The 20,521-nt window shown below is 69.6% G+C and carries 20 protein-coding genes; 14 read left to right on the top strand and 6 right to left on the bottom strand.

The window, feature by feature from the left end; all coding sequences use genetic code 11:
- Positions 1-27: 27 nt before the first annotated feature.
- The 4 genes from kdpB to ACWGST_RS01970 all read left to right on the top strand — a co-directional run bounded on the left by kdpB (position 28) and on the right by ACWGST_RS01970 (position 6,074).
- Positions 28-2,145: a potassium-transporting ATPase subunit KdpB gene (kdpB, locus tag ACWGST_RS01985; RefSeq protein ID WP_452045062.1), complete on the top strand. Its 2,118-nt coding sequence runs from the start codon at positions 28-30 to the stop codon at positions 2,143-2,145.
- Positions 2,146-2,210: 65 nt separating this feature from the next.
- The gene (kdpC, locus tag ACWGST_RS01980; protein WP_452044960.1) at positions 2,211-2,822 is read left to right on the top strand and encodes a potassium-transporting ATPase subunit KdpC; all 612 of its coding nucleotides are present in this window, start codon (positions 2,211-2,213) and stop codon (positions 2,820-2,822) included.
- Positions 2,823-2,826: 4 nt separating this feature from the next.
- The gene (locus ACWGST_RS01975; RefSeq protein ID WP_452044959.1) at positions 2,827-5,367 is read left to right on the top strand and encodes an ATP-binding protein; all 2,541 of its coding nucleotides are present in this window, start codon (positions 2,827-2,829) and stop codon (positions 5,365-5,367) included.
- Positions 5,364-6,074, top strand: coding sequence for a response regulator (locus ACWGST_RS01970; RefSeq protein WP_452044958.1), 711 nt, complete (start codon positions 5,364-5,366; stop codon positions 6,072-6,074). Before ACWGST_RS01975 ends, ACWGST_RS01970 begins: the two co-directional genes overlap by 4 nt.
- Before the next feature lie 18 nt (positions 6,075-6,092).
- Here ACWGST_RS01970 and ACWGST_RS01965 read toward each other — a convergent pair whose 3' ends face one another.
- From ACWGST_RS01965 to ACWGST_RS01955, 3 genes are all read right to left on the bottom strand, one after another.
- Complete coding sequence (locus tag ACWGST_RS01965) at positions 6,093-6,860, bottom strand: DUF222 domain-containing protein (protein ID WP_452044957.1); 768 nt, start codon at positions 6,858-6,860, stop codon at positions 6,093-6,095.
- Positions 6,835-7,251: a DUF222 domain-containing protein gene (locus ACWGST_RS01960; RefSeq protein ID WP_452044956.1), complete on the bottom strand. Its 417-nt coding sequence runs from the start codon at positions 7,249-7,251 to the stop codon at positions 6,835-6,837. Before ACWGST_RS01960 ends, ACWGST_RS01965 begins: the two co-directional genes overlap by 26 nt.
- Before the next feature lie 277 nt (positions 7,252-7,528).
- Entirely contained in the window at positions 7,529-8,134 is a 606-nt protein-coding gene (locus tag ACWGST_RS01955; RefSeq protein WP_452044955.1) for a DUF402 domain-containing protein, read from the bottom strand.
- A gap of 33 nt (positions 8,135-8,167) precedes the next feature.
- On the opposite strand from ACWGST_RS01955, the gene rlmC reads away from it, so the two are divergent.
- Positions 8,168-9,292, top strand: coding sequence for a 23S rRNA (uracil(747)-C(5))-methyltransferase RlmC (rlmC, locus tag ACWGST_RS01950; RefSeq protein WP_452044954.1), 1,125 nt, complete (start codon positions 8,168-8,170; stop codon positions 9,290-9,292).
- Between the two features lie 166 nt (positions 9,293-9,458).
- Here rlmC and ACWGST_RS01945 read toward each other — a convergent pair whose 3' ends face one another.
- Positions 9,459-9,581, bottom strand: a complete 123-nt coding sequence (locus tag ACWGST_RS01945; protein WP_452044953.1) for a hypothetical protein — start codon at positions 9,579-9,581, stop codon at positions 9,459-9,461.
- Positions 9,582-9,750: 169 nt separating this feature from the next.
- Between ACWGST_RS01945 and ACWGST_RS01940 the strand changes: the two genes are divergently transcribed.
- Complete coding sequence (locus ACWGST_RS01940) at positions 9,751-10,002, top strand: hypothetical protein (protein WP_452044952.1); 252 nt, start codon at positions 9,751-9,753, stop codon at positions 10,000-10,002.
- A gap of 45 nt (positions 10,003-10,047) precedes the next feature.
- Here ACWGST_RS01940 and proC read toward each other — a convergent pair whose 3' ends face one another.
- Positions 10,048-10,896, bottom strand: coding sequence for a pyrroline-5-carboxylate reductase (proC, locus tag ACWGST_RS01935; protein ID WP_452044951.1), 849 nt, complete (start codon positions 10,894-10,896; stop codon positions 10,048-10,050).
- A 139-nt stretch (positions 10,897-11,035) separates the two neighbouring features.
- On the opposite strand from proC, the gene ACWGST_RS01930 reads away from it, so the two are divergent.
- The gene (locus ACWGST_RS01930; RefSeq protein WP_452044950.1) at positions 11,036-11,998 is read left to right on the top strand and encodes a cation diffusion facilitator family transporter; all 963 of its coding nucleotides are present in this window, start codon (positions 11,036-11,038) and stop codon (positions 11,996-11,998) included.
- The gene (locus tag ACWGST_RS01925) at positions 11,995-12,708 is read left to right on the top strand and encodes a glutamine amidotransferase-related protein (protein WP_452044949.1); all 714 of its coding nucleotides are present in this window, start codon (positions 11,995-11,997) and stop codon (positions 12,706-12,708) included. The genes ACWGST_RS01930 and ACWGST_RS01925 overlap by 4 nt, the downstream gene beginning before the upstream one ends.
- Here ACWGST_RS01925 and tadA read toward each other — a convergent pair.
- The gene (gene tadA / locus ACWGST_RS01920; RefSeq protein ID WP_452044948.1) at positions 12,695-13,171 is read right to left on the bottom strand and encodes a tRNA adenosine(34) deaminase TadA; all 477 of its coding nucleotides are present in this window, start codon (positions 13,169-13,171) and stop codon (positions 12,695-12,697) included. The two genes, ACWGST_RS01925 and tadA, sit on opposite strands and share 14 nt — an antisense overlap.
- Positions 13,172-13,234: 63 nt before the next feature.
- Here tadA and upp point away from each other — a divergent pair, with 63 nt between their 5' ends.
- The 6 genes from upp (at position 13,235) to ACWGST_RS01890 (ending at position 20,378) form a co-directional block, all read left to right on the top strand.
- Positions 13,235-13,870, top strand: coding sequence for a uracil phosphoribosyltransferase (upp, locus tag ACWGST_RS01915; protein ID WP_452044947.1), 636 nt, complete (start codon positions 13,235-13,237; stop codon positions 13,868-13,870).
- 554 nt (positions 13,871-14,424) lie between these two features.
- Entirely contained in the window at positions 14,425-15,279 is an 855-nt protein-coding gene (locus ACWGST_RS01910) for a winged helix-turn-helix domain-containing protein (protein ID WP_452044946.1), read from the top strand.
- A 294-nt stretch (positions 15,280-15,573) separates the two neighbouring features.
- Entirely contained in the window at positions 15,574-16,017 is a 444-nt protein-coding gene (locus ACWGST_RS01905) for a MarR family winged helix-turn-helix transcriptional regulator (protein ID WP_452044945.1), read from the top strand.
- 127 nt (positions 16,018-16,144) lie between these two features.
- Positions 16,145-17,578: an anaerobic C4-dicarboxylate transporter family protein gene (locus ACWGST_RS01900; protein ID WP_452044944.1), complete on the top strand. Its 1,434-nt coding sequence runs from the start codon at positions 16,145-16,147 to the stop codon at positions 17,576-17,578.
- Between the two features lie 81 nt (positions 17,579-17,659).
- Complete coding sequence (locus tag ACWGST_RS01895) at positions 17,660-19,015, top strand: M20/M25/M40 family metallo-hydrolase (RefSeq protein ID WP_452044943.1); 1,356 nt, start codon at positions 17,660-17,662, stop codon at positions 19,013-19,015.
- A gap of 64 nt (positions 19,016-19,079) precedes the next feature.
- Positions 19,080-20,378 carry an APC family permease gene (locus ACWGST_RS01890; protein ID WP_452044942.1) on the top strand — a complete coding sequence of 433 codons (1,299 nt, stop codon included), beginning with the start codon at positions 19,080-19,082 and terminating at the stop codon, positions 20,376-20,378.
- The last annotated feature ends 143 nt before the right edge of the window (positions 20,379-20,521 follow it).

The raw sequence follows: 20,521 nt of genomic DNA, 5'->3' as shown, positions 1-20,521 counted from the left end.
TCCGTGACGGAGCACACCCCTCGTCAGATGGGCTCCCCCTCGAAGCGCCCCGCCGGCGCCTTCGGGCCCGCGCAGATCGCGCAGGCCCTACCGGGTGCGTTCACGAAGCTCGACCCGAGGCAGATGTGGCGCAACCCCGTCATGTTCCTCGTCGAGGTCGGCGCCGCGCTCACGACCGTGCTCGCGATCGCCGAGCCGTTCGCCGGCGGCAACGGCTCGTCGGGCGGCACGGCCGTGCCGCTCTCGTTCACCTGGGCGATCGCCGTCTGGCTCTGGCTCACCGTGCTCTTCGCGAACCTCGCGGAGTCGGTGGCCGAGGGCCGCGGCAAGGCGCAGGCCGATACCCTGCGGCAGACCCGCACGTCGACGATCGCCCGCCGCGTCACGGCGTACGACGGGGTCGCGGATGCCGCGGCCGAACGCACCTCGATAGAGGAGATCTCCTCGGGCGACCTCCGGCTCGGCGACGTCGTCGTCGTGACGGCGGGCGAGCCGATCCCGGGCGACGGCGACATCATCCACGGCATCGCCTCGGTCGACGAGTCGGCGATCACGGGCGAGTCAGCGCCGGTCGTGCGGGAGTCGGGCGGCGACCGCTCGGCGGTCACGGGCGGCACCCGCGTGCTGTCCGACCGCATCGTCGTGCGCATCACCTCGAAGCCCGGCGAGACCTTCGTCGACCGCATGATCGCGCTCGTCGAGGGCGCCTCGCGTCAGAAGACGCCGAACGAGATCGCGCTCAACATCCTGCTCGCGAGCCTCTCGATCATCTTCGTGATCGTCACGCTCACGCTGAACCCGATCGCCTCGTACGCAGCAGCACCGGTCTCGATCCCGGTGCTCATCGCCCTGCTCGTCTGCCTCATCCCGACGACGATCGGCGCCCTGCTCTCGGCCATCGGCATCGCGGGCATGGACCGTCTCGTGCAGCGCAACGTGCTTGCGATGTCGGGCCGTGCCGTCGAGGCGGCGGGCGACGTCACGACACTGCTCCTCGACAAGACCGGCACCATCACCTACGGCAACCGCCGCGCGAGCGAGTTCGTGCCGATGCCGGGCGTCGAGGTCTCCGAGCTCGAGCGTGCAGCGGCCCTCGCGTCGCTGGCCGACCCGACCCCCGAGGGATCGTCGATCGTCGACCTGGCGGCTGAGCGCGGCATCCGCTTCGATGACGCGCCCGCCGGCGAGGTCGTGCCGTTCACGGCGCAGACCCGCATGTCGGGGCTCGACCTGCCCGACGGCTCGAGCATCCGCAAGGGTGCAGGTTCTGCCGTCATCGCGTGGGTCGAGGGCTCCGGCCGCATCGCATCGAGCACGTTCGACGATCTCGAGCAGCGCGTCGAGGCGATCTCGAACAGCGGCGGCACGCCGCTCGTCGTCGCCGCGAAGGACGCGAACGGCGAGGCGCGCCTCCTCGGCGTCGTGCACCTGAAGGACGTCGTGAAGGACGGCCTCACCGAGCGCTTCGCCGAGCTCCGCGCGATGGGCATCCGCACCGTGATGATCACGGGCGACAACCCGCTCACCGCGAAGGCCATCGCTGCCGAGGCGGGCGTCGACGACTACCTCGCCGAAGCGACCCCCGAAGACAAGATGGCGCTCATCAAGCGCGAGCAGGCGGGCGGCAACCTCGTCGCCATGACGGGCGACGGCACGAACGACGCCCCGGCGCTCGCGCAGGCCGATGTCGGCGTCGCGATGAACACCGGCACGTCGGCCGCGAAGGAGGCCGGCAACATGGTCGACCTCGACAGCGACCCGACGAAGCTCATCGAGATCGTGCGCATCGGCAAGCAGCTGCTCATCACCCGCGGGGCGCTCACGACGTTCTCGATCGCCAACGACGTCGCGAAGTACTTCGCGATCATCCCGGCGATGTTCGCGGGCGTCTTCCCGGGGCTCGCGGTGCTGAACATCATGCAGCTGCACTCCCCCGCCTCGGCGATCCTGTCGGCGATCATCTTCAACGCGATCATCATCGTGATCCTGATTCCGCTCGCGCTCCGCGGCGTGAAGTACAAGGCCGGCGGCGCGTCCGCGATCCTCAGCAGGAACCTGCTGATCTACGGCCTCGGCGGCATCATCGCCCCCTTCATCGGCATCAAGCTGATCGACCTCGTCGTCAGCCTCATCCCGGGCTTCTAGGTCTCGATACGGCCCTGGCGGGCCTACTCGACCACCGAAACTCCTTCGAAAGGAAACCAAGAGTCATGAGTTCCACACGCACGGCGGTACGCACCCACTGGGTCGCGGTCCGCGCGATGCTCATCTTCACGCTCGTGCTCGGCGTCGCCTACACGATCGTCGTCACGGGCATCGGCCAGCTCGTGCTGCCCGCCCAGGCGAACGGCTCGGTCGTGAGATCGGCCGATGGCGTGATCGTCGGCTCGAGCCTCATCGGCCAGTCGTTCACGGATGCCGACGGCAACCCGCTGCCCGAATGGTTCCAACCCCGCCCGTCGGCGGCCGGCGACGGCTACGACGGCGGTGCGTCGAGCGGCAGCAACCAGGGCCCCGAGAACGCCGACCTCATCGCGGCGATCGAGGAGCGCAAGGCGCAGGTCGCCGAGTTCAACGGCGTCTCCGAAGCGGATGTCCCGGCGGATGCCGTCACCGCGTCGGCGTCGGGCCTCGACCCGCACATCAGCCCCGAGTACGCCCTGCTGCAGGTGGCGCGGGTCGCCGGCGAGCGCGGCCTGCCCGAATCCGAGGTGCGCGAACTCGTGGAGTCTAGGATTCAGGCACGGGATCTCGGGTACCTGGGCGAGCCCACCGTCAACGTGCTGCAGCTGAACCTCGCCCTCGCAGAGCTGAAGGGCTAGCACGATGCGAAGGGGGCGGCTTCGGGTCCTGCTCGGCGCCGCTCCCGGCGTCGGCAAGACCTACTCGATGCTCGAAGAGGGCCGGCGGCTGCGGGGCGAGGGCCACGATGTCGTCGTCGCCTTCGTCGAGACGCACGGGCGAAAGGCGACGGCGTCGATGGTCGCCGGCCTCGAGGTGGTGCCGCGAACCACGGTCGAGCACCGCGGCATGGGACTCGACGAGATGGACCTCGACGCGGTGCTCGCGCGCCGGCCCGAGATCGCCCTCGTCGACGAACTCGCGCACACGAACGCCCCCGGCTCCCGGCACGCGAAGCGCTGGCAAGACGTCGACGAGCTGCTCGAGGCCGGCATCGACGTCATCTCGACGGTCAACACCCAGCACATCGAGTCGCTCGGCGACGTCGTGCAGCAGATCACGGGGGTGGCCCAGCGCGAGACCATCCCCGACGCCGTACTGCGGGCGGCCGACCAGATCGAGGTCGTGGACCTCGCCCCGCAGGCGCTGCGCGATCGCCTCGCGGGCGGCCTCGTCTACCCGGCCGAACGCATCGACGCAGCACTCTCGAACTACTTCCGGCTCGGCAACCTCACGGCGCTCCGCGAGCTCGCGCTGCTCTGGCTGGCCGACGAGGTCGACTCCGCCCTGAAGGCCTATCGCGTCGAGCACGGCATCGACCGCACGTGGGAGGCCCGCGAACGCGTCGTCGTCGCCCTCACCGGCGGCCCCGAGGGCGAGACCCTGTTGCGCCGCGGCGCCCGCATCGCGTCGCGCTCGTCAGGCGGCGAGCTCATCGCGGTGCACGTCACGAATCCCGACGGCATGCGCGCGCGGCATCCTGGTGCCCTCGATCGCCAGCGCACACTCGTCGACCAACTCGGCGGCACCTTCCACCAGGTCGTCGGCGAAGACGTGCCGCGCGCGCTCGTCGACTTCGCACGGGCGGCGAACGCCACGCAGCTCGTGATCGGCGTCAGCCGCCGCTCGCGGCTCGCCGCGGCGTTCACGGGGCCGGGCATCGGTGCGACCGTGATCCGCGAGTCGGGCGACATCGACGTGCACATCGTCACGCACGCGGCCGCGGGCTCGGGGTTCTCCCTCCCGAAACTCGGCGGGGCGCTCAGCCGGCAGCGGCTGCTCGTCGGCTTCGCCGTGGCCCTCATCGCCGGTCCGCTGCTCAGCTGGCTGCTCGTCGTCTTCCACACCGACACCTCGATCACGAGCGACGTGCTGGCCTACCAATTGCTCGTCATCGTCGTCGCCCTGATCGGCGGCATCTGGCCGGGCCTCTTCGCCGCCGTGCTCTCGGGCCTCACCCTCAACTTCCTCTTCGTCGAACCGATCCACACCTTGACGATCAGCGACCCCCGCCAGTTCCTGGCCCTCGTCTTCTACGTCGCCAACGCGCTGCTCGTGAGCTACGTCGTCGACCAGGCCGCCCGCCGCACGCGTGTCGCCCGGCGTGCGGCCGCCGAGTCGCAGCTGCTCGCGACGCTCGCCGGCAGCGTGCTGCGCGGTGAAGACGCGCTGCAGGCGATGGTCACCCGCACGCGCGAGGCATTCGGACTCACGGGTGTGCGCCTGCTCGTCGACGGCGAGACCCGGGTCGCCGACGGCGAGCCCGCCAGCGACGACCACGTCACCGGCATCCCCATCGGCGAGCGCGGCGTGCTCGAGCTGCACGGGCAAGACCTCGAGGCGTCGGAACGCCGGTTGCTGCAGGTCATCGCCGCCCAGATGGATGCCGCCATCGAGCACGGCGCGCTCGCCACCGCGGCCTCGGCGGCCGACGCCCTCGTCGAGACCGATCGCGTGCGTTCGGCCCTGCTCGCCGCCGTCGGCCACGACCTGCGGCGCCCGCTCACCTCGGCGTCGGCCGCCATCAGCGCCCTGCGCTCCCGCGAAGTCGAGCTGCCCGCCGCCGAGCGCGACGAGTTGCTCGCGACCGCCTCCGAGAGCCTCGACGCCCTCGCCGAGCTCGTCACCAACCTGCTCGACGTCAGCCGGGTGCAGGCCGGGGCGCTCGCCGTCACCCTCGCCCCGACCGAGGTCGCCGACGTCGTCTTCCCCGCCCTCGACGAACTCGCGCTCGGACCGGGCGAGATCGAGCTCGACCTCGCCGACGAGCTCGACCCGGTGCTCGCCGACGGCGTGCTGCTGCAGCGCGTCGTCGTGAACCTGCTCGCGAACGCCGTGCGGCACAGCCCCGACGGCGAGCGCGTGCGCTTCGCCGCGAGCTCATTCCAGGGCCGCACCGAGCTGCGCGTCGTCGACCGCGGGCCCGGTATCCCCGTCGAACGGCGCGACGAGGTGTTCACGCCGTTCCAACGCCTCGGCGACACCGACAACGACACGGGACTCGGTCTCGGGCTCGCCCTGTCGAAGGGCTTCGTCGAGGGGATGGACGGCACGCTGGAGGTCGAGGACACGCCCGGCGGCGGCCTGACCATGGTCGTCACCCTGCCCTCGGCCACGCCCGCGCCCACGCCCACGCCAACGCCACCGCCACCGCCACCGCCATCGACCTCAGAGGAGCCGCGATGAGGATCCTCCTCGCCGACGACGACGACCAGTTGCAGCGCGCGCTGCGCATCACGCTCGCGGCGCGCGGCTACGAGATCGTCGCCGCCCGCGATGGCGCCGAGGCGATCGACCTGGCTGCGAACGCGCACCCCGACCTGATCCTCCTCGACCTCGGCATGCCGAAGGTCGACGGCATCGACGTCATCCGGGCGGTGCGCGCGTGGTCGAAGGTGCCGATCCTCGTGCTCTCGGGCCGCACCGACTCGGCCGAGAAGGTCGACGCCCTCGACGCCGGCGCCGACGACTACGTGACGAAACCCTTCGCGATGGACGAACTGCTCGCCCGCATCCGCGCTCGCGCCCGGTCGACGAGCGGCGAAGCGGATGCCGCGGCGTACTCGATCGGCCCGCTCGCCGTCGACCTCGCCGCGAAGACCATCAGGTCGACGGATGCCTCGGGGCACGCGACATCCGTTCGCCTGACACCGACCGAGTGGCGACTGCTCGAGCTGTTCCTCAAGAACCCGGGCAAGCTGCTCACGAGGCAGATGCTGCTGAGCGAGGTGTGGGGACCGTTCCATGCGAACGACGCCGGGTATCTGCGTCTCTACGTCGCCCAGTTGCGCCGCAAGCTCGAGCCGACGCCGTCGGAGCCGCGGTTCTTCCTGACGGAGCCCGGCATGGGCTATCGCTTCGAGCCGGGGGCTGCCGGCGCCGCCGGGGCCTGAGGTCGGAGCGCGACGGCGTCAGGCTGCCGCGGCGCGAGCCACGACCGCGCCGCTCCCCACACGCATCGACGGATGCCGTCGATTGCCCGGGCGCGGTCGCTGCTGCGGGTCGAGGTGCAGCGGCGGCGTGAACCAGGTCTGCCCGTCGCGCACGGTGATGACCCAGCCGTCGTCGTGCACGCGATGATGATGGTGCGAGCACAACATGATGCCGTTCGAGAGGTCGATGCGCCCCTTGTGTCGCTTCCACCATCTGATGTGATGCGCCTGCGTGTGCGATGGCGGTCTGTTGCACGCGGGCCACGCGCAGCCGCCGTCGCGCTCGATGAGCGCGAGCTTCTGCGCCGGCGTGAACAACCGGGCCGCACGACCGAGTGCGAGCGGCTCCGCATGGCGACCGAGCAGCACGGGGCTGATGCCGGCGGACATCGCGAGCTCTCGCACGGTCGCGACCGAGACGGGCTGATCGATACCGTCGATCGTGGCGTGCCCGTGACCCGTCGCCAGCGACTCGGCGTCGATGCGCGCGACCACCGTGGCCTGCCGGAGCGCCGCGGGCGCTTGCTTCGCCCCGAGTGAGAGCCGCGCGATGTCGGCGAGGGCATCGGCGTTCATCTGGGCGATCGTGCGCTGCTCGTCGAAGAGCTCATCGGGTTCGGTGCCCACACCCTCACGGCCGCTGCCACCGGCCTCGGGATCGCCCGCCACGCCCGCTGCCGCGTCGAACCCCGTGCCGGCCGTGCCGAAGCCGCGCTTCGCGTCACGGGCCCGGTGCAAATTCGGCACCGACGAGCGCCTCGACGGCGAGTTTGATCGGTGCTCCGTTCGCGGGGTCGAACGCGCCCTGCAGCTGGATCATGCCGGCGCGATCCTCCCAGATGCGCAGGCCCCGCTGCGAACGCAGCTCGTCTTCGCGCGGCTTCACGCCGTCGGGGTCGAGTCGTGCCTGCAGCTGCTTGACCAATCGGGTGAGCCCATCAACTCCGACCGTCGGCGCCCGCTCGACCAGAAACCGCTCGGCCTCACCCAGTTCGATTCGATCGGCGCGCATGGCGACCCCGTCGAGGAACCGGCGGATCGTGTCGGCGGCGTCGACGCACAACGAACCGGCCTCCAGACCCGCAGCCAGATGCGGATGCCGCGCCGGCAGTGTCTCGCCGGTGAACGAGGCCCGCAATGCGGTCGCCTCCCCACCGCCACCAGCTTGGCGGCCTCGCTGAACCGGCCGCCCGTGGCCGCCGCGATCAATCGCTCGGGAGAGGAGAAACCATGACGGCGAGCGATGTCGTCATCGCCGCCGGAACGTGAGCGACTCGCGAGTTCAGCAGCGCACCTTGCCTGCAGCGCCTGCACACGACGCGTGAGCTCAGCCAGTGACTCCGTCACGCGTTCGAGAGATGTGGTCACTGATGCCACAGAATCCGTAGATATCTGCGATGACGCATATTGACAGCTCAGTCGAGTCGCCCGAGTTTCGCAAGGCGCCCGACCCACCCCGCGGCCGTCGCACCGTCGAACGGCGGCTCCCGCCGCTGCACGGACCCGAGCACCGCGTCGGCATCGGCGCGCACCTGTGCGACGAGCTCGGGCGGGTATCCGAACGCCACCGCATGCTGGGCGAAGTCGTCTTCGTCGTCGATGAACGCCGGCACACCCGCGCGCTCGACGACGTCGAGATCGAGGTCCACGTACGAGACCGTCCAGCCGGTCGGGCCCGTCGAGCCCGTCGGAACCGTCGAGCCCGTCGAGCCCGAGGCATCCGCTCGCCATTCAGGAACCGTCGCGAGGTCGACGTAGATGCCGAGCCCCCGCGGATGCCCGGCGTTGAACCCGGCCGCCCAGCCCGCGCGCGGGAAGAGCGTCACCGAGTCCCACGTCGCCGTGAACGCGTGCCCCGGCCGCGCGAACCGGGTGCCCGCCGGAAAGCCCACCCAGTCGCCGTGCGCGTCGCTGCCGAGCCAGCCCCCGTCGAATTCCCAGTGCGGCAGGCCGTCCCACTTCGTCGCGCGCACGCGCACGAGCTCTCCAGGGGCACGGGGGCGATCGTCGTCGGCGCTCACCCGACCACCGTATCCGCGCCTACGCTGGAACCCGTGGACTGCTCCTACTTCGACGCCGGGCGCTGCATGTCGTGCTCGCTCATGGGGCAGCCCTACGCGAGGCAGCTCGCCGACAAGCAGCGGCATGCCGAAGACCTCCTGCAGGCGCACGACGGCCTCCACTGGCTGCCGCCGATCGCGAGCCGCGAAGACGGCTACCGCAACAAGGCGAAGATGGTGATCGGCGGCACGACGGCGGCTCCGACGATCGGCATCCTCGACGCCGACGGCCACGGCATCGACCTCGAGGCGTGCGGCATCTGCTCCCCCGGCCACCGTGCGGCGTTCCCGGTGATCTCCGCGTTCATCACGCGCGCCGGACTCACGCCCTACGACGTGCCGAGCCGCAGGGGCGAGCTCAAGCATCTGATCCTCACCGAGTCCCCCGACGGCGAACTCATGATCCGTTTCGTCGTGCGCTCGACCGAGCCGATCGGGCGCATCCGCAAGCACCTGCCGTGGCTCCTCGCCGAACTGCCGAACGCCCGCGTCGTCACCGCGAACGTGCTGCCCGAGCACAAGGCCGTGCTCGAGGGCGAGCACGAGATCGTCTTCACCGAGGCCCAGACGCTGCCGATGCGGCTCGGCGAGGTCACGATGCACCTGCGCCCGCAGAGCTTCTTCCAGACCAACACCGAGATCGCCGAGGCGCTCTACCGCGAGGCACGCGACTGGGTGCGCGCACTCGCGCCCGACTCGGCCTGGGATCTCTATTCGGGCGTCGGAGGTTTCGCCCTGCACATCGCGGGCGCCGAGACATCCGTCACCGGAATCGAGACGAGCGTCGAGGCGGTCGCGAGCGCAGAACTCAGCCGAACGGATGCTGCGCTCTCGCGTGTGCGCTTCGAAGCCGGCGATGCCACCGCCTATGCTCTCGGCGCCGAGACGGCTCCCGATCTCGTGGTCGTGAACCCGCCGCGCCGGGGCATCGGGCGGGAGTTGAGCGCGTGGCTCGAGGCCTCCCCGGTTCACCACGTGCTCTACTCGAGCTGCAACGCGGCGTCGCTCGCGCGCGACCTCGAGGCGATGCCGTCACTGCGGCCGGTGCGCGGGCGGGTGTTCGACATGTTCCCGCAGACGACGCACTTCGAGGTCATGGTGCTGCTCGAGCGGGTGTGAGCCCGAACGGGTCCGAACCCGTGCGGAGGCGAGACGACGACGCGGCCGGAGGGAGTGTCTGCCCGCCTCCGGCCGCGTCGCGTCAGCGCTTGTGCGTCAGCGCCTGCTTGCAGCACTGACGAAGCATCGTGCGCGGATCAGCGCGTACCGATCAGCGCGTACGTGATCAGCGCTTGCGTGCCTTGATGAAGCCGTCTTCGGACTTCTCGCGCTTCTGCGCTCGCTTCTCTTTCAGCGAGAGCTGCGGTTGCTTCTTGTCGGAGTTTCCACGGGGATTCTTCTGAGACATGCTGGGCTCGCTTCCCTTCATCAGCTGGCGGGCTTCCGATGACCATAGCCCACCCCTCGAGGGAAGTCACTTCCGCTGTCGCCAACCCACTCGAATTCTCGAAATCGGCCATGTTCAGGCATTTTCTTACACGATCAGCTATACTGGCAGGTCATGCAAAGGAGGTGACATGAGGAGAATCCCACCATTCCTCGCGACGATGCTCGTCGCGAGCTGGCTGTTCATGATCGGCTTCGCCGCCGGATTCGAGCACGAATTGGCGACCAACCCGACGCTCACCCGTGAGCACCCCGACGCCGTCGTCGCCGGTCTCACGATGGGTGTCGGCGCCGTCGTCGCCGTGCTCGTGATCGGCGCCAGCGTTCGGCTCACGAAGTCGCTCGTCAAGGCACGATCCCGCGAAGCGCGCACCGCGCACTGACTCGCACCACAACACGAAGCGCCGGCGTCGGGTCGAGAGGCGCCGTCAGCCGGCGGCGAGTTCGCGGGCGCGGGCGAGCGCGGCGTCGGTGGCGCGGTCGAACACGTGCTTGAGGCCTGCCGCCTCGAGCACGGCGACGGCGCGTTCGGTCGTGCCGTTCGGGCTCGTGACGCGGCGGCGCAGCTCGGCAGGGCCGTCGTCTGAAGCGGCGAGCAATTCGCTCGCCCCGCAGAACGTGCCCTCGACCATGACGGCCGCCTGCTCGGGCGTGAAGCCCTTGTCGATCGCCGCCGCCGTGAGCTGCTCGATCAGGTAGAAGACGTAGGCGGGGCCCGAGCCCGAGATCGTCGAGAGCGCGTCGATCTGCGCCTCGGGCACGACGAGCACCTCGCCGACGGTCCCGAAGAGCGCGACGGCGAGCGCGAGATCGGCTTCGCTCGACCGGGTGCCGGCCGAGACGCCCGTGACGGCACGCCCGACCACCGCGGGCGTGTTCGGCATCGAGCGGATCACCGAGACCGATTCGGGCACGAGCGACTCGAACGTCGCGATGGTGACGCCGGCCGCGACGCTCACGACGATCGCCCCGGGTTCGAGCGCGTCGGAGATCTCCTCGAGGAGGGCCGGCACCATAGCGGGCTTCACCGCGACGACCACGAGCTTCGCGCCCGCGACGGCCAGACGGTTGGCCGCGGCATCCGTCTCGGTGGCGTATGCGACCACGCCGGGAAGTGCGGCGAGCTCGGCCGCCTTCGCGGCGCTGCGGTTCGTGGCACGGATGCCGCCCTCGACCTCGATGCCGGGCTGCAAGAGGCCGGTGAGGATGGCGCGGGCCATCGAACCTGCCCCCAGGAACGCGATCGCGGGCAGTCTGACGGGGGCCTCGACACTCATGCGACCATCCTAGATTCGGGTCCCGATGCTGTGGTCTCGCCCAGACGATTCGGCCCGGTACCGCCCTTTAGGATTGGCACCATGAGTGCATCGGGCCCGACGCGAACGCCGCCCATCTCGCACCTTTAGGATTGCTCCCATGAGTGCATCGGGCGGAACCAAGGCCATCATCGCGGCGTTCCTCGCCAACACGGGCATCGCCCTGACGAAGTTCATCGCGTGGTTCTTCTCGGGTTCGTCGTCGATGCTCGCCGAGGCGGTGCACTCCGTGGCCGACGCCGGCAACCAGCTGCTGCTCATCCTCGGCGGCCGCAAGGCGAGAAGGGCCGCCGACAAGGAGCATCCCTTCGGCTACGGCCGTGAACGTTACGTGTACGCCTTCGTCGTGTCGATCATCCTGTTCTCGGTCGGCGGGCTCTTCTCGATCTACGAGGGCATCGACAAGCTGCAGAACCCGCACGCGCTCGAGGTGCCGTGGCTGCCGATCCTCGTGCTCTCGATCGCCATCGTGCTCGAGTCCTTCTCGCTGCGCACCGCGGTGAAGGAGTCGAACCACGTGCGCGGAAAGCAGACGTGGGTGCAGTTCGTGCGCCGGGCGAAGGCACCCGAGCTGCCCGTCGTGCTGCTCGAAGACGTCGCGGCGCTGCTCGGTCTCGTCTTCGCGTTCATCGGCGTCGGGCTGACGATCATCACCGACAACCCGCTCTTCGACGCCGTCGGCACCCTGTTCATCGGCACGCTGCTCATCGTCGTGGCCGTCGTGCTCGGCATCGAGACGAAGTCGCTGCTCGTCGGCGAGGGCGCCAACGACGACGACCTCGCACGCATCGAGCAGGCGATCCTCGCCGGCCCCGAGGCCGAGCGCATCATCCACATGAAGACCCTCTACCTCGGCCCCGACGAGCTGCTCATCGCGGCGAAGCTCGGCTTCACGGCCGACCAGCGCCTGCTCGAAGTGTCGGCCGCGACGAACGTGATCGAGCAGCGCATCCGCGATGCGGTGCCCTCGGCACGCTCGATCTACATCGAGCCCGACGTCTACGTCGAGCCGAACCACCCGGCCCCGCCGACCGACGCGATCGTCATCAAGGGCCTCGAGTGACGCAGGCCCGCCGCACCGCCCTGGTGCTGCGGCACGACTCGGCGATCGGTCTCGGCAACCTGGGCCCCACCCTCGTGGCGCACGGGTACGAGATCGTCACGGTCGACGCCCCGTCGACGGATGTCGCGGCGCTCGATGCCCTCGCGCCCGACCTCGTCGTGGTACTGGGCGGCGACGAGGGCGCGTACGAGACCGACCGCTACCCGTACCTGGCCGACGAGATCGAGCTGCTGCGCGCCCGCATCGCGGCCGAGGCGCCGATCTTCGGGGTCTGCCTCGGTGCGCAGCTGCTCGCGAAGACGCTCGGCGCCGAGGTCTACAAGGGGCCGCGCAAAGAGGTCGGCTGGCTGACGGTCGAACCGACCGAGGCCGGCGCGAACTCGCCGGTTCGGCACTTCGCCGGGGTGCCGACGGTGCAGTGGCACGGCGACACCTTCGAACTGCCCGTGGGCGTCGAGCGGCTCGCCTCATCGGGCGCCTACGAGAACCAGGCGTTCGCGAAGGGCGACTGGCTGCTCGCCGTGCAGTTCCACCCCGAGGTCGACGACGAGATCCACGAGGACTGGCTGGCGGCGTGGGGCGACGAGCTGCCCGACTACGGCCTCAGCCGCGAGCAGCTGCGCGAGGAGCGCACGTCGTACGGGCCGCGTGCGCAGGAGGCATCCGCCCGACTTCTCGGCGAGTACCTCGACGGGCTCACGACCGCCTGAGCGGGTCCTCGAAGAAGTCGAGCAGCAGACGCGCCGCGGCGTCGGCTTCGACGCCCGCGAACACCTCGACGCGGTGGTTCAGTCGTCGGTCTCGCAGCACGTCGTAGAGCGAGCCCGCGGCGCCGGCCTTCTCGTCCCACGCGCCGAAGACGACCGTCGGGATGCGCGCCGCGAGGATCGCCCCCGCGCACATGACGCAGGGCTCGAGCGTCACGACGAGCGTGCAGTCGGTGAGCCGCCAGTCGCCCGTCACCTCGGCGGCCGAGCGCAGCGCCAAGAGCTCGGCGTGCGCCGTCGGGTCGCCGTGCAGCTCGCGCTCGTTGCGGCGGGCGGCGATGACCCGGCCCGAGCCGTCGACGACGACGGCTCCGACGGGAACGTCGCGGGTCGCCGGCGCCTCCGCGGCCTCGGCGAGCGCGAGGCGCATCCACTCGCGGTGGATCGCGGGCCCCGAAGCATCCATGTCGCTCACCCTTCGCCGAACTCGTCTGACGGAAGCAGACCGCCGCAATCTAGAATCGAGCCTATGCGAGTCCACGTTGCCGACCACCCGCTCATCACCCACAAGCTGACGGTGCTCCGCGACGCGAACACGCCGTCACCCGTGTTCCGCTCGCTCGTCGAAGAGCTCATGACGCTGCTGGCCTACGAGGGCACTCGCGGCGTGCGCGTCGAGCCGGTCGACATCGTGACCCCCGTCGCCCCGACCACGGGGGTGCGCATCGCCGAGCCCAAGCCGCTCATCGTGCCGATCCTGCGTGCGGGGCTCGGCATGCTCGAGGGCATGACGAAGCTCGTGCCGACGGCCGAGGTCGGCTTTCTGGGCATGGCGCGCAACGAAGAGACGCTCGAGCCGACGACCTACGCCGAGCGCCTGCCCGACGACCTGAGCGACCGCCAGTGCTTCGTGCTCGACCCCATGCTCGCCACGGGCGGCTCGCTCATCGCGGCCATCGAATTCCTGCTGAAGCGCGGGGCGACGGATGTCACGGCGATCTGCATCCTCGCGGCGCCCGAGGGTCTTGCGGCGGTCGAGCAGGCGATGGAGGGCCGCGGCGACGTCACCGTCGTGCTCGGCGCCGTCGACGAGCGGCTCAACGAGCTCGGCTACATCGTGCCCGGACTCGGCGACGCCGGCGACCGGCTGTACGGCACGGTCTGAGTGCACCGCGGCCGCGCGGCTCTGCTGTTCGGCCGCACAACGCGGGTGGCACGGTTCAAGGGCGCGCCGCGAGATCCATGCCCGAAGGATCTTCGAACCGCGACACGCCCACGCGAGATTCTGACGCGGAAGATTTCTGGGATCATCGGTTCATCGCAGAATCTTTCGCATTGCGCACCAGGCTGACTGATCCTTCCGGATGCCTCGTGGCAGCGCGCACCGCATGCGACAAACACCCCGGTCATAGTTCGTCACGAATTGACACATGCTCGACGATCGGTTTGACTGGCGCTCATGACTGACACCGCACGCAACCTGACCGCCCCCGGCGCTCTCAGGACGACCGGCATGATGATGCCGGCGCGTGCCCCCATGTGTTGTCGAATGTGCCGCTGACCGCGACCCCACCGCCGAGTTCCGCAGCCGATCCGCACCCAGATCGGCGCCGACTCCTCTGAACCCGCCGTATCTCGGGGGTTCGCCCGGCCGTCCGGCCATTCGCCCAGACCCTGAAATCAGGGTCTGTCGCTGCACCCTTCACGCAAGGAATCGTCATGTCTCTCGCATTCGCTCCCGCTCCCGTCCGCACCTCTTCCGTTCGCACCACCGCCGGCACCGGCGGCCCCGCCCCCGTTCGCACGATCCAGGCACGCACCGCGCCGTCGCTGTCGGCCGCGCCGGCTGCCGCATCGACGCCGCTGCGCCCCGCTCCCGCCGAGCTCTCGCAGCCGGCCGAGCCCTTGCAGCCGGCCGCCGCCGCGGCAGCCGCCACCCCCTCCGCCCCGCGCGTTCGTGCCGTGCCCGAGGGCACCGAGGCTCGTGGATTCGTGCTCTACGTCGGCATCGACGAGGCCAAGGCCCTCGCCGACGGCACCACCCTGCACCGCATCGTCGAGGCGCTGCGTGCACTCACCGCCGAGGTCTCCCCCTCGGCCGAGACGTACGCCGCCGTCGCGCTGGCCCCCGAGGGCGCCGGCGGACGCGACGTCGACGTCGTTCGACTTGCGTTGCAAGATCCGTCGGCGCTCGCGAAGCAACGTGAGAGCAGCGGCATCCGCGACGACGCCGACCGCCACCCCAACGGCGTGATCATCGACATCTCGCGCAAGCGCGTGCTGCTCGACGGCGAGGCCGCCGGCCTCACCTACAAGGAGTTCGAGCTCTTGCAGTACCTCGTGCTTCGCGAGGGCCGCACGATCGACCGGCACGAGCTCATCGAGAACCTCTGGAGCGCCGACGACGAGGCGCCGAGCGAGCGCACGATCGACGTGCACGTGCGTCGCCTGCGCTCGAAGCTCGCGCACTACCAAGACATCGTGCGCACCGTGCGCGGCGTCGGCTACCGCTTCGACCGTCACGCCGACGTCTCGATCCGTCAGGCGTCGACGCCCTCGCCCGACCTGTACTGAGGGCCCGTTCGACGCCCGTTCCGACGCTCGTTTCGAGACGGGTTCCAGACGCATTCGAAAAATAACAGAACGATAACTAGCGCCTGTTACCGATCCGTTATATATTCGGAAGTGCACCGCTTGTTTGCTGTGGCAGGCGGTGCGGAATGTGATTGCAGGACACTCTTGGTGCAAGGGCGAGGGCCGGTCGTCAGCCTCTACGACCGGCCCTCAACCGATTCCGGATGCAGGCCTCAACCGATTCCAGCCGCGGTTCTCTATTGTGGGATCAGTCCACGTCGAAGGGGAACCCGCATGGCAGATCGCGCGATCACCGTCGCCGCATGGGAGTCGCTGTTCCGTGCGCAAGTCACGATCATGCGGGCGCTCGCGGCCGAGTTTCCGAGCGACATCATCTCGCTCAACGAATACGACGTGCTGTTCAACATCACGCGCGCCCCTGGCCGCCGCCTGCGCCTCAAAGACCTGAACCGAAACGTGCTCATCACGCAGCCGAGCGTCAGCCGGCTCGTCGACCGGCTCACCGCCCGTGGTCTGGTCGAGAAGCTGCCCGACTCGCACGACGGGCGCGGCACGGTCGTCGCGATCACTGAAGAGGGCTTCGCCCTGTTCCGACGCGTCGCGATCACCCACATGGATGCGATCAACCGCCAGTTCGGCGACAGCCTCTCTGAAGACGAACTGCGCAAACTCGCCGAACTCTGCAATCGGCTGCGCGCCGAGGTCGACGAACCGTAGCGCCCGCTCAGCACCCTGATCTGCGCGACCCCGAGAATTCAGCGGCCAGAAGTCGCTCTGGACGCGCAGCATTCCTCAGCGCTACTGTCAGCCTAGAAGTTGGTCTGCTGGACTTCAGGGGGAAGTCATGGACACTGCGCTCGTCATCCTGCAAGGCTGCATCGTCATCGGCGCGATCGTGCTCGGTGTCCGAACCGGCGGCATCGGCCTCGGGCTCTGGGGCGTCGTCGGCACGGTGATCCTCGTGTTCGTGTTCCAACTGCCACCCGGCGCCATCCCGATCGACGCGTTCTTCATCATCATCGCGGTGATCACCGCGTCGTCGGCGATGCAGGCAGCCGGCGGCATCGACTATCTCGTGTCGATCGCATCGAAGATCATTCAGCGCAATCCGAAGCGGCTCACCTACGTCGCACCGATCGTCGCGTTCGTCTTCACCGTGCTCTCCGGCACCTCGAACATCTTCTTCGCGCTGATCCCGGTGATCTACGAGACGGCATACCGCAACGGGCAGCGCCCGGAGCGGGCGCTCGCGGCCTCCACCGTCACCTCCGGCCTCGGAATCACGGCGAGCCCGGTGTCGGCGGCGATGGCGGCCTACCTCGTGCTCATGGAGGGAACGGGCTACGGGCTGCCGCAGATCCTCCTCATCACGGTGCCGGCGGCCATCATCGCCTGCCTCGCCGCTTCCCTCGTGCAGCAGCGCGTCGGCAAGGACCTGCTCGACGACCCGGTGTTCATGAAGCGGGTCGCCGACGGCACCGTCGAGGTGCCGGCCGCGCTGAAGGCCCGCTACGCCGCGAAGGTCGGTGCGCCGGCGACGGCCGGTGCGACGGCGACGACCACGGGCGGTTCGGATGCCGCGGCCGACATCCCGCCCGCACGCATCGAGCACCCCGTGCCTCCGGGCGGTGCGACGGCCGCATGGATCTTCGTCGCCGGCACCCTGGTGATCGTGCTCCTCGGACTCTTCCCCGGCCTCCGCCCGAGCTTCCCCGATGAGGCCGGCGAGCTCGTGCCGATCGGCATGTCGACCATCATCGAGATGATCATGTTCACGGTGGCGCTCGTCATCATCCTCGTGCGCAAGGTCAAGCCCTCGCTGGTGGTCGAGCAGCCGCTGCTGCGCGCCGGCTTCGTCGCGGCGGTGGCGCTGTTCGGCATCGCCTGGATGGCCGACACCTTCATCTCCGCCAACGAGGCGACGATCATCGAACCGCTCGGCGCGATGATCGAGGCGAACCCCTTGCTCCTCGCGGTCGCACTGTTCCTCGTCTGCGGGCTCACCACGAGTCAGTCGGCGACGACGAACACACTGATCCCGATCGCCCTCGCCTCCGGCCTCGCCCCCGGTATCATCACGGCGATGTGGCCCTCGCTCATCGGCGTCTGGCTCTTCCCGGCCAACGGATCTCAGATCGCCGCCGTCGAGACCGACCTGACGGGCTCGACCAAGCTGACCCAGGTGCCGGTCTGGCACTCGTTCACGATCCCGATGCTCGTCTCGTGGGTCGCGGTCGTCGGGTCGGGGCTCCTGATCCAGCTCCTCGTTCCGGCCTGAGCGGATGCGTCGCACGATCAGCAGTGCATCAGAGAGTGTTTCGCGTCGTCGATCGACGCAGATCAAGTCAAGGAGGAACCCATGACCGACGCCGATACGGTGAAGGCAGCCGCCGCCGGGCTCATGCCCGAAGTGCTCGAACGCCTCGAGACGCTCGTGCGCATCCCGTCGGTCGCGTTTCCGGGGTTCGATCCCGAGCCCGTGCATCGCATGGGGGCGGCCGTCGTCGAACTCTTCGAAGCGGCTGGGGCCGCCGGCGTGAAGCTGCTCGACGTCCCCGACGGCTACCCCTGCGTCTACGCCGACCTGCCTGGGCCCGAAGGATCACCCACCGTGATGCTCTACGCGCACTACGACGTGCAGCCCGCGGCCGAGAGCCAGGGCTGGTCGAGCGAGCCATTCGAACCGGTGACGCGGGACGACGGCCGCATGTACGGTCGCGGCGCCGCCGATGACAAGTCCGGACTCGTCATCCACTACGGCACGCTGAAGCTCCTCGGCGCCGATCGGCCGTGCCGCGTGAAGATCCTCGTCGAGGGCGAGGAGGAGACGATCTCCCACCTCGAGGCCTTCGTCGAGGCCAACCCCGAGCTCTTCGCCGCCGACGCCTACGTCATCGCCGACATCGGCCCGCAGCGCGTCGGCCGGCCGGGTCTCACGACCGCCCTCCGAGGGGATGTCGCGTGCACGGTGACCGTGCGCACTCTCGCCAACCCCGTGCACTCCGGCATGTTCGGCGGTGCGGCCCCCGACGCCATGACGGCCATGATCCGCATCCTCGACACCCTCCACGACGAGCACGGCGACACCGTCGTCCCCGGTGTCGACAGCGGCCACTGGGCCGGCGCCGACATGGAGGAGGACGTCTACCGCGAGGGCTCGGCCATCCTGCCCGGGGTCGACTACCTCGGCACCGGCTCGCTCTCCGACCGCATCTGGGCCAAGCCCTCGGTCACGGTGCTCGGCATGGATCTGCCCAACACGGCCGAGGCGTCGAACGTGCTGCTGCCCTCGGTGACCGCGAAGCTCTCGATGCGCATCGTGCCCGGTGCCGACGCCGACGCGCAGCTCGATGCGCTCATGGCGCACCTTCGCGCCCAGCGGCCGTGGAACTGCGAGGTCGAGGTCGAGAAGGTGAAGACGGGTCATCCGTTCGCCGTCGATTCCTCGCACCCCGCGATCGTCGCCGCCGAGGCCGCGCTCGAAGCGGCCTACGGCGCGCCCGTCGAATCGATCGGCAGCGGCGCCTCCATCCCGCTCGTGGCGTCACTGCAGAAGGTCGCCCCGGGTTCGGCGATCGTGCTCTGGGGCGCGGAGGACACCGCGCAGTCGCGCATCCACGCGTCCGACGAGTCCGTCGACCCCGGCGAGATCGAGCGGATGATCGCCGCGCAGACCCTCTTCATCCAGGGCCTCGCGGCGGCCGAGCATCACTGATCGAACAGAGCTGAACGAACAGGTCGGCCGGCCACGCCCGACCTCAGGCGAAGGCGAGGGGTCCGTGTCTGCTCCGCAGTCCGAGAAGCGCATGACCGTGCTGCAGGCGACCTTCATCGGGGTCGGCTCGATGGTCGGCGCCGGCATCTTCGCCCTCTTGGGCGCCGCCGGCGCGGTGGCGGGATCGGCCGTCTGGGTGTCGTTCCTGATCGCCGGCATCATCGCAGGACTCCAGGGGTACTCCTTCGCGAAGCTCGGCGCGACGTACCCGTCGGGCGGCGGCATCCTGACCTACCTCTCCCGCGGCTTCGGCGAGGGTCACATCACGGGCATCGGGTCCTGGCTCTTCTTCACCGCGGGCTCGATCGTCGTCGCGATGATCGCCAGCGCGTTCGGCGGCTACGCCTCGTCGGTCGTCGCGGGCGGGGATCCGACCTGGACGAAGGTGCTCGCCGTGGCGCTGATCGCCGTGATGTCGGTGCTGAACACGGTCGGCGCCACCGCCGTCGCCCGCGTGCAGTCGGTCATCGTGATCGTGGTGCTCGGCATCCTCGTCGTGTTCGCGGCCGTCACCATCGCGAACATCGATCTCGCTCTGCTCGCACCAGCCGGCTATCCCGACCCACGCGAAATCGTGGCGAGCGTTGCGCTCACCTTCTTCGCCTTCCTCGGTTTCGGCGTCATCACGTTCACGGCGAAAGACCTTCCGAACCCCTCGCGGCAGCTTCCGCGCGCGATCTACCTGGCGCTCGCCATCGCGACGACGATCTATGTCGCCGTGTCGCTCGGCGTCTTCGGCACCCTCACGGCCGACCAGGTCGTGGCGTACGGCACGACCGCACTGGCAGAGGCCGCGAAGCCCTCGCTCGGCCAGGCCGGCTATGTGCTCATGGTGATCACGGCGCTCTTCTCGACGACGGGTGCGGTCAATGCTGGCCTCTACCCCTCGATCGGCATGACGCAGCATCTCGCCTCCGTCGGGCAATTCCCTCCCGTGTTCGGCCGCTCCCTCGGGCGCTTCCCCGTCGGACTGATCGTCATGGCCCTGCTGGCGACCGTGCTCGTGCTCGGATTCGACCTGAACAAGATCGCCTCGATCGGCAGCGCGGTGGCGCTGCTCGTGTTCTCCGCGGTGACGGTTGCCCACTTCCGGCTGTACCGGCAGACCGGCGCGAGCATCATCGTTCTCGTCATCGCGCTGATCGCGACGCTCGGCACCTTCATCATCTTCTGCACCACGACCCTCGTCGACGAGCCGGCGACCGCGTACGCCCTCGTCGCGATCATCGTGCTCGCGATCGCGGTCGACGTCATCTGGAAGGCCGCTGCCCGGCGCGCGAAGCGCACGGACAAGACCCGCTGAACTGCTCACCGGCGGGCGTGACGGTGGGGCGGGAACCCTACCTCCCGCCCCACCGCGGTCTCCGAGGGAGACCACTCCCGCCGAGCGACCCGAACTGAGCTCGGCGAGCTTGTCCCGGGCGAACGACGGCAGTCGGTCGCGCG

It is taken from the genome of Agromyces sp. NPDC055520, from assembly GCF_053619715.1.
The sequence above is the reverse complement of the archived record's forward strand: the minus strand, read 5'-3'. Positions and strand labels throughout refer to the sequence as shown.